Source organism: Amycolatopsis sp. NPDC005003 (assembly GCF_053600695.1).
This window is the reverse complement of the sequence record NZ_JBSGAI010000037.1, coordinates 44,783-58,098: the sequence shown is the minus strand read 5'-3', so window position 1 is coordinate 58,098 and position 13,316 is coordinate 44,783. Positions and strand designations below refer to the sequence as shown.

10 protein-coding genes and 1 pseudogene are annotated in these 13,316 nt (G+C 73.2%); 3 read left to right on the top strand and 8 right to left on the bottom strand.

Features of this window, described 5'->3' with window-relative positions; translation table 11 throughout:
* Positions 1-8 precede the first annotated feature (8 nt).
* From ACWED2_RS34490 to ACWED2_RS34470, 5 genes are read right to left on the bottom strand one after another with little or no spacing between them, the layout of a single operon-like run.
* Complete coding sequence (locus tag ACWED2_RS34490; protein ID WP_449694698.1) at positions 9-1,178, bottom strand: lipid-transfer protein; 1,170 nt, start codon at positions 1,176-1,178, stop codon at positions 9-11.
* A complete protein-coding gene (locus ACWED2_RS34485) occupies positions 1,175-1,561 on the bottom strand; it encodes a MaoC family dehydratase (protein ID WP_449694697.1) in 387 nt (128 codons plus the stop codon). The genes ACWED2_RS34490 and ACWED2_RS34485 overlap by 4 nt, the downstream gene beginning before the upstream one ends.
* Complete coding sequence (locus tag ACWED2_RS34480) at positions 1,558-2,466, bottom strand: bifunctional MaoC family dehydratase N-terminal/OB-fold nucleic acid binding domain-containing protein (protein ID WP_449694696.1); 909 nt, start codon at positions 2,464-2,466, stop codon at positions 1,558-1,560. Before ACWED2_RS34480 ends, ACWED2_RS34485 begins: the two co-directional genes overlap by 4 nt.
* Positions 2,463-3,617 carry an acyl-CoA dehydrogenase family protein gene (locus tag ACWED2_RS34475; RefSeq protein ID WP_449694695.1) on the bottom strand — a complete coding sequence of 385 codons (1,155 nt, stop codon included), beginning with the start codon at positions 3,615-3,617 and terminating at the stop codon, positions 2,463-2,465. Before ACWED2_RS34475 ends, ACWED2_RS34480 begins: the two co-directional genes overlap by 4 nt.
* Positions 3,618-3,621: 4 nt before the next feature.
* Positions 3,622-4,740: an acyl-CoA dehydrogenase family protein gene (locus tag ACWED2_RS34470; protein WP_449694694.1), complete on the bottom strand. Its 1,119-nt coding sequence runs from the start codon at positions 4,738-4,740 to the stop codon at positions 3,622-3,624.
* 87 nt (positions 4,741-4,827) lie between these two features.
* Here ACWED2_RS34470 and ACWED2_RS34465 point away from each other — a divergent pair, with 87 nt between their 5' ends.
* Complete coding sequence (locus ACWED2_RS34465; protein WP_449694693.1) at positions 4,828-5,679, top strand: alpha/beta fold hydrolase; 852 nt, start codon at positions 4,828-4,830, stop codon at positions 5,677-5,679.
* Entirely contained in the window at positions 5,679-6,176 is a 498-nt protein-coding gene (locus ACWED2_RS34460) for a nitroreductase family deazaflavin-dependent oxidoreductase (RefSeq protein ID WP_449694692.1), read from the top strand. The genes ACWED2_RS34465 and ACWED2_RS34460 overlap by 1 nt, the downstream gene beginning before the upstream one ends.
* Here ACWED2_RS34460 and ACWED2_RS34455 read toward each other — a convergent pair.
* Positions 6,160-7,544: pseudogene (locus ACWED2_RS34455) on the bottom strand (WS/DGAT/MGAT family O-acyltransferase). The gene ACWED2_RS34460 and the pseudogene ACWED2_RS34455 overlap by 17 nt on opposite strands.
* Positions 7,545-7,711: 167 nt before the next feature.
* On the opposite strand from ACWED2_RS34455, the gene ACWED2_RS34450 reads away from it, so the two are divergent.
* Entirely contained in the window at positions 7,712-8,959 is a 1,248-nt protein-coding gene (locus ACWED2_RS34450) for an alpha/beta hydrolase (protein WP_449694691.1), read from the top strand.
* Here ACWED2_RS34450 and ACWED2_RS34445 read toward each other — a convergent pair.
* Positions 8,953-10,113 carry an SWIM zinc finger family protein gene (locus ACWED2_RS34445; protein ID WP_449694690.1) on the bottom strand — a complete coding sequence of 387 codons (1,161 nt, stop codon included), beginning with the start codon at positions 10,111-10,113 and terminating at the stop codon, positions 8,953-8,955. The genes ACWED2_RS34450 and ACWED2_RS34445 overlap by 7 nt on opposite strands.
* Positions 10,113-13,238, bottom strand: coding sequence for an SNF2-related protein (locus ACWED2_RS34440; RefSeq protein ID WP_449694689.1), 3,126 nt, complete (start codon positions 13,236-13,238; stop codon positions 10,113-10,115). Before ACWED2_RS34440 ends, ACWED2_RS34445 begins: the two co-directional genes overlap by 1 nt.
* Between the last annotated feature and the right edge of the window lie 78 nt (positions 13,239-13,316).

Genomic DNA, 13,316 nt, shown 5'->3' with positions numbered 1-13,316 from the left:
GTGACGCCTCAGTCACCCGTCAGGACCAGTCCGCTGGTCGGCACGCCCGTCCCCGCCGTGACCAGCACCCGGGCGGCGCCGGCGACCTGGTTGGCCGCCGTGCCGCGGATCTGCCGGACGCCCTCCGCGATGCCGTTCATGCCGTGGATGTACGCCTCGCCGAGCTGCCCGCCGTGCGGGTTGAGCGGCAGTGCGCCGTCCAGCTCCAGCGCCCCGTCGGCGATGAAGTCCTTCGCCTCGCCCCGGCCGCAGAACCCCAGTTCCTCCAGCTGCATCAGCACGTACGGCGTGAAGTGGTCGTAGAGCACAGCAACGTCCACATCGGACGGTCCAAGGCCCGACTGGCCCCACAGCTGCCGGCCCACCACCCCCATTTCCGGCAGCGCGGCCAGGTCGTCGCGGTAGTAGCTGGTCATCACGTACTGGTCCGGCCCGCTCCCCTGCGCCGCCGCCGCGATCACCGCCGGCGGCCGCGCGAGGTCGCGGGCCCGCTCGACACTCGTCACCACCAGCGCGACCCCGCCGTCGCTCTCCTGGCAGCAGTCGAGCAGGTGCAGCGGCTCGGCCACCCAGCGCGACGACTGGTGCTCCTCGAGGGTGATGGGCCGCCCGTGGAACCACGCGTTCGGGTTGGTCGCCGCGTGCTTGCGGTCGACCACCGCGACGCGCCCGAAGTCCTCGCTCGTCGCGCCGTAGTCGTGCAGATAACGCTGCGCGACCATGGCCACCGTCGCCGCCGGGGTGGCGATGCCCATCGGGTAGTGGAACGCGTTGTCCACGCCCGAGGAGTTGACCTGCCCGGCCGCCGCGGCCGACACCTGGCCGAAGCGGTGCCCGGACCGCTCGTTGAACGCCCGGTACGCGACGACGACGTCCGCGACGCCGGTCGCCACCGCCATCGCGGCCTGCTGCACGGTCGCCGCCGCGGCGCCGCCGCCGTAGTGGATGCGGCTGAAGAACTTGAGTTCGGGGATGCCCAGTTCCCGCGCGACCGCGATCTCCGCGTTGCCGTCCATGGTGAACGACACCAGTCCGTCCACATCGGACGGCGTCAGGCCGGCGTCGGCCAGTGCGTGGGAGACGCATTCGGCCGCCAGCCGCAGTTCGCTGCGCCCGGAGTCCTTCGAGAACTCCGTCGCGCCGATCCCGGCGATGGCCGCCTTCCCGGAGAGCGTCACGGCAGGGTCACCTCCACCGTCCCGGCGACGTGCTCGCCGAGACTGTCCACACCGGACACGGAGACCACGACGTCGCGACCGGAAGCCGAGACCACCCGGCCGGTGAAAGTCAGCGTGTCGTACGCGTAACAGGGCACGCCGAGCCGGATCTTGATCGACCGGATCAGCGCCTCGGGCCCGGCCCACTCCGAGACGAACCGCTGGACCAGGCCGGTGTCGGTGAGGATGTTGAGGAAGATGTCCTTCGAGCCCCGGGCCACGGCCGAGTCCCGGTCGTGGTGGACGTCCTGGAAGTCCCGGGTGGCCAGCGCCGTGCTGACCACGAACGTCGGCGACGCCTCGATCGTCAGCGGCGGCAGCTCGGTCCCTTCGGCGACGGTCATCGGGCCACCTTCCACGCGGGCAGGGTCAGGTCGTCGTCGACGCGAACGAACGCCGCGACCACCGGAAGTCCGATGTGGACCTCGTCCGGCGAAGCGTCCAGGAGCTCGGCCATCACCCGGACCCCTTCTTCCAGTTCCACCAGGGCCACCACGAACGGCAGGTCCTTGCCCGGCACCGGCGGGTGGTGGTGCACGACGTAGGAGTACACGGTCCCCCGGCCGCTCGCGACGACGTAGTCGGGCTTGGTGTCCAGCGAGCCGTCGGGCGGCATCGGCCCCGGCGGGTGCCGCAGGGTCTCGCCCCAGCGCTGGATCCGCAGCTCGCCCTCGCGAAGGCCGGCCCAGAAGAACTCGGTGTCCCGGCTGATCACCGGCCGCAGCACCGGCGCCGGTGGCGGCTTCGGGGCGGGCGGGCGGAACTTCAGCACCCGGAACATCATTTCGGCGACGGCCTCGTCACCGACGTACCACGTCGTCCGCGTCGTCACGAACCAGCCCTCGCCCAAGGCGGTCTTCTTCGGCCCGAAGACGTTCTCCAGCCGCGTCGTCGCCGAGACCTGCTCGCCCGGCCGGAGGTAACGGTGGTAGGTCTGTTCCGAGTTCGTGGCCACCACCGAGGTGAACCCGGCCTCGTCGAGCACCGCCATCATGGCGCCGAGCGGGTCGTCGTCGGCCCGCGCGCCGTGCAGGCCCTTCATCGTCCACACCTGGGCCATCGCCGGCGGCGCGACCAGTCCCTTGTGGACGCTCGCCGCGGCGAACTCCGGTTCGGTGTAGACCGGGTTGGTGTCCCCGATCGCCTCGACCCAGTTGTTCACCATGGCCTGGTTGACCGGATCCCGCGCCAGGCTCGGCGCGCTTTCCCCGCGCGCGGCGATTGCGTCGGCGGCTTCCCGGACGTTCATCGTGGCACCCTCGGCAGACCCAGGCCGATCGAGGCGATCAGCTCCCGTTGGATTTCGCTGACCCCGCCGCCGAACGTCAGCACGATGTTGCGCTTCGCGGTGAGGTCGAGCCATTCGGCGAGCTCGGCGGTGTCCGGGTCGGCCAGATCACCGTGCCGCGCGACGATTTCTTCGAGGTTCCGGCCGATCCGCTGGATGGCTTCGGAGCTGAACACCTTGGTCGCCGACGCGTCGGCGACGCCCACCGGCGCACTCGCCGAGGACACCGCGACCTGCCAGTTCAGCAGCTCGTTCACCCGGGTCACGGCCATGGCCTCGGCGAGCACGGCCCGGACGTCGGCGAGGTCCAGCAGGCCGTGCGCGCTCGCCCACGCGCGCACGCGGTCGTACAGGCCGCCGATCCGCCCGGCCGGCCCGAGCATCACGCGCTCGTGGTTCAGCTGCGTGGTGATCAGCCGCCAGCCCGCGTTTTCCGCGCCTACCAGGCGGTTCACCGGCACGCGGACGTCCGAGTAGTACGTCGCGTTGACGTGGTGGGCGCCGTCGCAGGTGATGATCGGCGTCCACGAGTAGCCGGGGTTGCGCGTGTCGACGATGAGGATCGAGATGCCCTTGTGCTTGGGCGCGTCCGGCGCGGTGCGCACGGCGAGCCAGACGTAGTCGGCGTCGTGGCCGCCGGTGGTGAAGATCTTCTGGCCGTTGACGACGTATTCGTCGCCGTCGCGCACCGCCGTCGTGCGCAGCGACGCGAGGTCGGTGCCCGCTTCCGGTTCGCTGTAGCCGATCGCGAAGTGGATCTCGCCGGCCAGGATCTTCGGCAGGAAGAAGGACTTCTGCTCGTCGGTGCCGAACTGCTGCAGGGTCGGCCCGACCGTCTGCAGCGTCACCGACGGCAGCTGGACGTCGGCGCGCGCGGCCTCGTCGACGAACAGGTGCTGTTCGATCCCGCCGAAGCCCTGGCCGCCGTATTCGACCGGCCAGCCGACGCCGAGCCGGCCGTCGCGGCCCATCCGGCGGACGATCTCGCGGAACACCGGCCCGTGCCGCTCGCGCCGCATCGCCCGCCGTTCCTCCGGGCTGATCAGCCCGGCGAAGTACTCGCGCAGTTCGGCACGCAGCTGCCGTTGCGCGCTGGTCAGTTCGACGTGCATCCGCTCACCCCGCCACTCGTTCGCCGAGCCGGCCGAGCCGGTGCGCGGCCCCGCCCAGCGTCCGGCCGAGATCCTTGACCGCCGACGAATACCGGTGCAGCGGGTAGGTTTCGTCCACGCCGACGCCGCCGTGCAGGTGGTGGCAGGTGGCCAGCGCCTGCGGGGCCTGCGTGGCGAGCCAGTAGGCGGCGACGTCGAGTTCGGCGTCCGCGTCGAGCCCGGAAGCCAGCCGCCACACCGCGGACGTCACGGCGAGGTGCACGGTCCGCGCGGCCACGTAGACGTCGGCGATCTGGCCCGCCACGGCCTGGAAGGCGGAGAGCGGCCGGCCGAACTGGGTGCGCTCGCCGACGTGCTTCACGGTCAGCGCCAGCGCTCCGGCCAGGAGGCCGTCGCCGAGCGCCAGTGCGCCGGCCAGCGCGAACCGGTGCAAGGCCGCCACCGCGCCGCGGTCGAACAGGAGGTCCGTTTCCTCGACCGCGACGTCATCGAGCCGGACGGTGTACTCCGGCGTTCCGGAGGAGGTGGGGGTCGCCACGAGCGTGACGCCGTCGGCGTGCGGGTCGACGAGGTAGACGGCGCTGCCGTGCGCGGTGCTCACCGGGGTGAGGATCCGAAGGGCGTCGGCGGCGTACGGCACCGCGGTCTTCACGCCGCTGATCAGCCATTTCCCGTCACCGGCCCGCGCGGTCGCGGCCGGTTCGGCGGCCAGCGGCGCGGACGGCTCGTGCAGGGCCGCGGTGAGCAGCGCGTCCCCGGCCGCGACCGGCGGCAGGAACTCCGCGCGCTGGGCGGGGGTGCCGAGCGACTCGATCGGCAGGACACCCAGGGCGAGCGCGGCGTACGCGGGCACCGGCGCGGCGGCCCGGCCCACCTCGGTCAGGACCTGGGCGACCTCGGCGACCCCGAGGCCGTCGCCTTCCAGCTCCGGGGGCAGCGCCAGGGCGAGCAGGCCGGAGGCCGCCAAGGCGCGCCAAGGGTCGTCCCGCGCCACCCGCTTCGAGGGGTCCGCGGGGGCAGCGCCCCCCGGGCGGGGTCCGGGGGTCGCACCCCCGAAGTCGCTGAGCACCTTCGCGGCGAGGGCGGCGATCTCGGTCTGCGTTTCGTCAAGGGCGAAGTCCACGCCTGTCCTCCGGATCGGGCGCAATATTGAAACCTGTTCTAGTCTTAACCGGAAAGGGCGGGCACGGCAACCCCCGGGGGTGGCGCAATGGCGGGGAGACGGCGGCGGATCACCGTGCCGCCGACGGCGGGCGTGCCCGAACCGGTCCCCGTGGAGCTGCCGGGCCGCGGCCGCACCGTGGTCACCGACGTCGGCCCACGGGACGCGCCCGCGCTCTTCCTGCTGCATTCGGTGGCCTGCACGGGCCTGCTGACCTGGTATCCGGCTCTCGCGCGGCTGGCGCGGCACCACCGGGTCGTCGTGTTCGACCAGCGCTGGCACGGCCAGGGCATCCGCTCGCCGGAGTTCCGGCTGGCCGATTGCGCGGAAGACGTCACCGCGGTCGCGGACGCGCTCGGCGTCGGCCGGTTCGCGATCGCCGGCTACTCGATGGGCGGGCTGGTGGCGCAGCTCGTGGCCCGCGCCGAACCAGAACGTGTTACCGGGGTGGTGCTGTGCTCCACCGCGGGCCACTTCGGCCGGGGGCTGCGGCAGCGCGTCGCCCTCGAGGTCTTCGGCCGGACGCTGCGCCGGCTGCGCGAGCACGTGCCGCCGCCGGCCGCGCCCGCCGCGCTCCCCCGCGAACGTCTCGCCGACCGCCGGTGGGGGCTGCGGGAGTTCCGCTCGACCAGGCCGTGGGAGATCGCGGTCGCCGTCGACGAGATCGGGCGGTTCGACTCGACGCCGTGGCTGCACACGCTGCGGCTGCCGGCCGCGGTCGTGGTGACCGCCCGGGACCGGTTCATCGCGCCCGCCCACCAGCGGTCCCTGGCCCGCCGGATCCCCGGCGCCGCCACCTACGAGGTCGCGGCCGGGCACGCGGCCTGCGTGCTCGCCGCCGACCGCTGGGTGCCCGCCCTGCTCGCCGCGGTCCACTCCCTCCGAGGAAGGAATCCCTGATGGGACGCTTCAGCCTGCCCGATCAGAAACCCGACGGCCTCGACTCGCCAGTCACCGCGAAGGCCATGAAATACCTGGCGAAGGCGCAGGTGGCGGTCTTCCGGCTGACCGGCGGCCGCGTCGGCAGCAAGTGGCGGGTGGGGGCCGGGTTCCGCAAGCCGGTGCCGACACTGCTGCTGGAGCACCGCGGCCGCAGGTCCCGGCGGCTGTTCACCACCCCGCTGCTGTACCTGCGCTCCGGCGACGACGTCGTCATCGTCGGTTCGCAGGGCGGGCTGCCCCGGCACCCGCAGTGGTACCACAACCTGCTGGCGCACCCCGAAACGCGGATCGACCTCAAGGGCCGGCGCGGGGTTGCGGTCACGGCCCGGGTCGCGGAGGGCGCCGAACGCGCCGAGCTGTGGCCGCGGCTGGTCGAGCTGTACGCGGACTTCGCGAAGTACCAGGCGTGGACCGACCGGGAGATCCCGGTGGTGGTGCTCAGCCCGCGGCCTTGACCAGCTCGGCCAGTGCGTCCGGGAGCGCGTCGGCGAGCGGCCACAGGTCCTTGACCAGCTCCCGCGCGCCGAGCAGGCCGACGTGCACCTTCCCCGCGTTGGACAGCACCGTGACGTTCAGCCCGGCGCCGTGGAAGACCGGGCCGAGCGGGTAGAAGCCGGTGATCCGCGCGCCCAGGAATACAGCGGCATCGGCGGGCCGGGCACGTTCGAGACGACCAGGTTGTGCACCACCGGGTGCTTTTCGGCCAGGCGCAGCGCCGAATACGCGCGCACGGCGAGCCCGAACGCCGTCCCGACCGAGAACTGCGCCCAGTCCTGCAGCATGTCGGCGTCGATCTCGTGGTGGTGGTCCTTCGCGCGCCGGTTGGCTTCGGCGAGGAAGAACACGCGCGCGGCCGGGTCGGCCAGGTGCGTCGGCAGGGAGGCGAAGAACGCCGAGACCTTGTTGCTGCCGTGCTCGCGTTCGGTGCGGTCGTGCACCGAAACCGGGACGGTCGCCACCAGCGGGTCCTCCGGCAGTTCGCCACGGGCGGCGAGGAACTCGCGCAGCGCGCCGGCGACGAGCGCGAGCACGACGTCGTTCACCGTGACGCCGAAAGCGTTCTTGACGCCCTTGATGTCGGCGAGGTCGAGCTGGGCGAAGGCGACGCTGCGGTGCCCGGTGATCGTGCCGTTCAGCGACGTCCGCGGCGCGGTGAACGGGATCGGCATCCCCTTGCCGCGCAACGCCCGGCCGACCCAGCGCGGCATCAGCCCGAGGAGGTCGGGCAGCAGCCGCGCGACCTCGGCCGGGCGCTTCACGACGCTTTCGACGCCGGAGCGGATCAGGTCCAGCGGCGACGGCATCGCGGCGTTCCGGTGCTCCTCGATCTCCGGCATCGGCCCGTCGGGCTCGAGGCCGGCCAGGTAGGTGATCAGGCTGGCGCCGCTGACGCCGTCGACGCTGGCGTGGTGCATCTTGAGCAGCACGGCGAGCCGGCCGTCGGCGAGACCTTCGATGACGTACAGCTGCCACAGCGGGTGCGCGCGGTCGAGCTGCTGCCCGGCGATGTGCGCGCACAGCCCGGCCAGCTCGGCGCGGTCGCCGGGGGCGGGCACACCGATGCGGTGCACGTGGTGGTCGAGGTCGAACTCCTCGTCCTCCACCCACACGGGGTGGCTGAGGTTCCACAGCGGGTTGTGCAGTTTGCGGCGGAACGCCGGGATCAGCCGGACGCGTTCGTCGAGCTTCTCGTGCAGCTTCGCGAAGGTGTAGCCGCCCGGGACGGTCGAGCCGTCGAGGATGAGCAGCCCGCAGACGTGCAGGACCTGCGACGACGTCTCGAGGTAGAGGAAGCTCGCGTCGAGGCCGCTCAGTCTCTGCATGAAGCCAGGGTAGGCCACGTCCGGTGAGCGGCACGTCACTGATCCGACCAAAAGCAGGCCGGCCCCCGAGCGACAAGCAACCGTTGCCACGAAAGCCATCCGGCCGTGACTGTGGTCGGGTCAGTGACTGACGACACAGCACCCTACTCGCCGGTATGATCGCGGTGGTGCAGCCGAATTTCCTGATCCGTCGCGCGGTCCAGCTCGGTCTCACCGCCAATGCCCTCCGCCCGCTGCGGGCCCGGTCCACGACGATCCCGGTGTTCTTCGCCGGGTGGCTGACCGGCGAGCTGGCGCCCCAGTTCCTGGCCCTGACGGCGGCGGACACCGCGCTGCACGTGGCCCGCCACGGCGTCGGCGACCGCTCGACGAAGGTGGGCCTGGCGATGGCGGCGGCGTCCGCCGCGGGGTTGGCCACGCTGGTCCGCACCGGCCACGGTGCTCGCGAGGAGATCGAGAAGGCGCTGACGGCCGCTTTGGGTTCCGACTACGCGGCGGAACTGGGCCGGTCCGATCTGGGTCTGCCGTGGGGCGAGCTGGCGTTGCCGTTCCGGATGGGCGCCCCGGACGTCCGGGTCGACCGCGACATCGCCTACGCCCCGGGCGGCAAGCGGTTCCTGCTGGACGTGTACCGGCCCTCTTCGGATGTGTCCGGCGCCCCGGTGCTGCTGCAGGTCCACGGCGGCGCGTGGGTGATCGGCAACAAGGAGGAGCAGGGCCGGCCGCTGATGCGCTACCTGGCCCGCCGCGGCTGGGTGTGCGTCGCGATCAACTACCCGCTTGCGCCGGCGCGCCGGTGGCCGGCGCACATCGTCGCGGCGAAGCAGGCCCTGGCCTGGATCCGCTCTTCGATCGCTTCCTACGGCGGCGACCCGCGGTTCGTGGCGGTGACGGGCGGCTCGGCGGGCGGCCACCTGTCGGCGTTGCTGGCGTTGTCCCAGAACGACCCGGCGTTGCAGCCGTCGTTCGAGGACGCGGACACGAGCATCCAGGCCTGCGTCCCCCACTACGGGGTGTACGACTTCGCGGCGACTTCGGGCGCCCCGGCGAGCAAGTACCGGCTGGAGAGCCTGATCGCCCGCCGCGTGTTCGCGCCGGACCGCGACCCGGTGACCCACCTGGACGACTACATCGCGGCGTCCCCGCTGGACCGGATCACGTCGGACGCGCCGCCGTTCTTCGTGATCCACGGCCGCGACGATTCGCTGGTCCCGGTGCGGGAGGCGCGCGAGTTCGTCGCGCGGCTGCGGGAGAAGTCCCGGCAGCCGGTGGCGTATGCGGAGCTGGCCGGGGCACAGCACGCGTTCGACGTGTTCACGTCGGTGCGGTCGGCGCACGTGGTCCGCGGCGTGGCCCGGTTCCTGGACTTCACCTACAGCGCCTGGAAGGCTGAGCGGGTTTCCGCCGGTCAGTAGACGAGATCCAGGGGGCTCGCGGAGGGTGGTCCGTCGAGGCGCCACTCCGTTCCTTCGCGGACGAAGCGGTACCAGCGGGCGTCGCGGCCGTAGCGCAGTTGCAGATTTCCGTGGGTCACGCGGTTGCGCCAGATCTTCGGCTTGCCCGGGAGGCCCGCGTCGGCCAGGGTTTCCTGTCCTTCGGACAAGGGGCCCGGCCCCGGCTGCCAGCTCTCCCGCAGCGCCGCCAAGCCGCCGCGGCCTGCCTCGCGCCAGGCCTCGGCCCAGCGGGCCAGGTCTTTCGGGGATACCTCCGCCGCCGTGGCCAGTGCGGTGATCTCCGGGCCGGTGCGGGCGGCCGCGCGGCGGGCGAGGTCTTCCTCGAACGTCAGCTCCGCCGCGGGCGGCCCGCCGGACAGGAGGTCGCGGGCGAGGGCGGCCGCGTCCGCCGCGAGGGTGGCCAGCGCCGCCGCCGTCCAGCCGGTGGCCGGGGGCGGGTCGAGGTCCAGGACCGCCGGCGGCCCGGGCACGCGCGGCGGTGGCGGCAGGGCGGGGATCGCGCCCGGCCGCCGCCCGTAGGCGGCGCGGGGTGTCAGGCCCTCGTCCGCGGGTTTCGGGAGCTTCGGTTTCTCGCCGCGCGCGGGCGAGCGGCGGGCGCGGAGTTCGGCCAGCACGTCCGACCTTGGGCGGCCACGCAGGAGGAAGAGCGTGAACGGGTCGCGGTCCACCTCGTCGGCGACCAGGTAGTACACCGCGGCGACGTGCTTGCACGGGTTCGCCGAGTCCGGGCACGAGCACCGCGGCCGCAGGTCGCCGGGGCCAGGCAGCAGGTCGACGCCCGCCTCGCGCGCCTGCTCGGTGAGCGCGCCGGGCAGCTCGCCGTCGAGCAGCGCCGCCGCGTGGCCGAGCTGGGTGCCGACCACGCCGAGCAGGGTGTCCCACTCGCCGTCGGTGAAGGTGCGCATGGTGATCGTCACCTTGTAGGGCTGCGGCCGGCTGCCGAGCACCCGCGCCGTCATCTCGCCGGCACCGAAGTGCAGCTCGCTGACCGTGCCTTTTCGCGCGTACGTCCGCCCGCGGGGCAGCCGGTTCGGGTCGAGTTTCGCGCGCTGCTCCAGCGCCTCGACCCAGGCGCGGCCCCACCACGTCGTGCCGAAGTTCCGCCTCGGTGGCATCACCCGCCCCCGAGCCGGACCAGGTCGGCGAGCTCGTCGTCGGACAGTTCGGTGATCCAGTCCTCCCCTGCCCCGACGATCGACTCGGCGAGGCCCCGCTTCTTTTCGAGGACCTGCGCGATCCGCTCTTCGAGGGTGCCTTCGGCGATCAGCCGGTGCACCTGGACCGGCCTGTCCTGCCCGATCCGGTAGGCGCGGTCAGTGGCCTGGTCCTCGACGGCGGGGTTCCACCAGCGGTCGTAGTGGATCACGTGGGTGGCGCGGGTCAGGTTGAGCCCGACGCCGCCCGCCTTGAGCGAGAGCAGGAAGACCGGGATTTCGCCGGCCTGGAACCGGTCGACCATGTCCTGCCGCTTCGCCGGGGAGCTGTCGCCGGAGAGCAGCTCGGTGGGCAGGCCGCGCTCGGTCAGGCGGCGTTCGAGCAGGCGGCAGAGCTGGACGTACTGGCTGAACACCAGGACGCTTTCGCCTTCGTCGAGGATGACGTCCAGCAGTTCTTCGAACGCGGCGAGCTTCCCGGAGCGGCCGGTGAGCGCGCCGTGCGGTTCCTTGAGGAACTGGGCGGGGTGGTTGCAGATCTGCTTGAGTTCGGTGAGCAGCCGCAGCACCTGCCCGCGCCGTTCGATGCCCTCCTTTTCCCGGATTTCGGCGAGGTTCTCCCGCACGACGGCTTCGTAGAGCGTGGTCTGCTCGGCGGTGAGCGGGACGAACCGGTCGGTTTCGGTCTTGGGCGGCAGTTCCGGGGCGATGTCCGGGTCGGTCTTGCGCCGCCGCAGCAGGAACGGCCGGACGGTGGTGGCCAGCCGTTCGGTGACGGCCTTGTCGCGGTCGCGCTCGATCGGGCGCGCCACGGTGCGGCGGAAGCGGTCGAGCGGGCCGAGCAGCCCGGGGGTGGTCCAGTCCACAATGGACCACAGCTCGGTGAGCCGGTTTTCGACCGGGGTGCCGGTGAGCGCGACCTTGGCCCGGGCGGGGATCTTGCGCAGCTCCTTGGCGGTGGCGGAGAGCGGGTTCTTGACGTGCTGCGCCTCATCGGCGGCGACGAGGCCCCAGTCCACTTCGGACAGCGTTTCGCGATCGCGGCGGAGGACGCCGTAGGTGGCGAGGACGACCTCGTCGGAGGCGAGGTCGTCGAGATGGCGGCCGCCGCCGTGGAACCGCCGGACGGGGATGCCGGGCGCGAAGCGGGCGAACTCGCGTTCCCAGTTGCCGAGGAGGGAGGTGGGGCAGAGGACGAGGGTCGGACCGCCCCCGGCGCGCCCGGGCTCGGCAAGCGGTTCGGCACCGGTGGGCACCGCTTCGCCCACGGCTGCCGGGTGCTCACCGATCGGCGGCGACCCGGCTTCCGGTTCACCGGCCTCGCCGGGTTGGCCCTCGCCGGGCTGCGGCTCGGCAGCCGACCGAGCGGCCTCGCCGAGCTCTTCCTCACCGGACACCGGGGCGGCCGCCGAGCGGGCAGCCTCGCCTGGCCGCTCCTTATCGGGCTGCGCCTCGGCCACTGGGCCAGCGAGGTCACCGGGCCGCTCCTCGGCCCCCAAGCGGGCGCGCTGCCCCTCGCCGGGCGTCGGCAGTTGGGCGGCCGCCGGGCGTTCCGCATCGCCGGACTGCCCCTCGCCCGGCTGCAGCGCGCCCACCCGGGCCAGCTCGCGCCGGTGCAGATGGAGCGCGATCAGCTGGATCGTCTTGCCCAGCCCCATGTCGTCGGCCAGGCAGGCGCCCAACCCCAGCCCCGTCATCGTCGCCAGCCAGGACAACCCCGCCTGCTGGTACGGCCGCAGTGTCGCCTGCAGCCCCGGCGGGGGCGCCACCGAGGCCTCCCCGCGGTCGCGGATGCGGGAAGCCAGCCCACCCAGCGCCGGCGGGGCCGCGAACTCCACGCGCTCGCCGTCCACCTCCAGCTCGCCCGTCAACGCCGCCGCCAGTGCTTCGCCCGCCTCCAGCTTGCGGGTGCGGCCGCGGACCCGGGCCAGCAGCTGCGGGTCGACCCGGACCCACTGCCCACGCAGGCGGACCAGCGGCCTCTTGGCCTCCGCCAGCGCCGCCACCTCGGCCTCGGTCAGCTGCTCGCCGCCGAGGCTGAGCTGCCAGCGGAACTCCAGCAGCGAACGCAGGGCGAACTCCGCCTCCGTGACGCTCGCCGGCGCCTGGGTTGCGCTCGCCCGGGCTTTCACTTCGCCCGCGAACAGCCCCTTCGACCAGAGGACCTCGATGCCTGCTCCGCCCAGCTCGCGGGCGCCGTCCGTCAGCAGGTCGACCACCTCGTCGTCGGACAACGCCAGCGAAGCGGGCGTCGCCTGGGTCAGCACCCGGCCCAGCGGCGCCCAGGCCCGTGCGCCGCGGCGCAGGCCCAGCAGCAGCTGCGTCTCGACCTGGTCGCCGAGGCGGTTCAGCACCGCGTCCGGGGCGTCCCACAGCGTTGCCGCCTCCACCACCAGGCTCGGCTCGGCCATGCTGCGCACCGCCAGCACCCCGGCGAACGAGTCGTCGTCGAGGCCCTCGACCCGCAGCAGCACCTGGATCCCGCGGGGCTCGCGGGCCTCCAGCTCCGCCAGCCAGGCGGCGCCGTCCGGGCCGAGCAGGGCCGGTTCGCGCGCCGCGAACGCCGGATCGCCCGCGCCGACGGGTGCCGCCGGGCTGCGCACCAGAAGGTCTGCCGTCGCGTCCCAGAGCGCGCGGACCAACGAGTCCGGTGAGTGCAGGCGGATGCGTTTCAGCCCGGTCAGCGGCAGCGCGTACGCCTCCGGTGGCAGGGCGCCGGCCAGCCCCCGCAGCAGCTCCTCGTCCGCGGCGTCCAGCGGGCCGATCCGCCAGGCCGCCGCACCTCCCGGTGAGGCGGCCGGCCTCAGCCGTCCGCGGGCGACGAGGTTCACCCCGGCGTTGACGGCCGCCGACCAGGCCGCGACCGCCGGGCTGGCCTGCTCCCCCACCGACAGCAGCCGGGGCAGCGCCCGCTCCAGGGGGACCAGCTCGGCCTCGACCTTCGTCCGCGCGAACTTCGCTCCGCGGGGCAGCACGAGCTCGATCGTGGTCCCGCCGGCCACGTCGTCGCCCCACAGGGCCAGCACCCCGTCCCGCGGGGGATCCGCGGGGAGGTAGGTGGCCTGGGTGTCTGCGCTGAACTCCACGACCGCAACGCTAGAACACGCCCCCGACAGTTTTGCCTTCGGCGGCGCGAACGGTCCTTTCGCACCGTTGCCCAACGC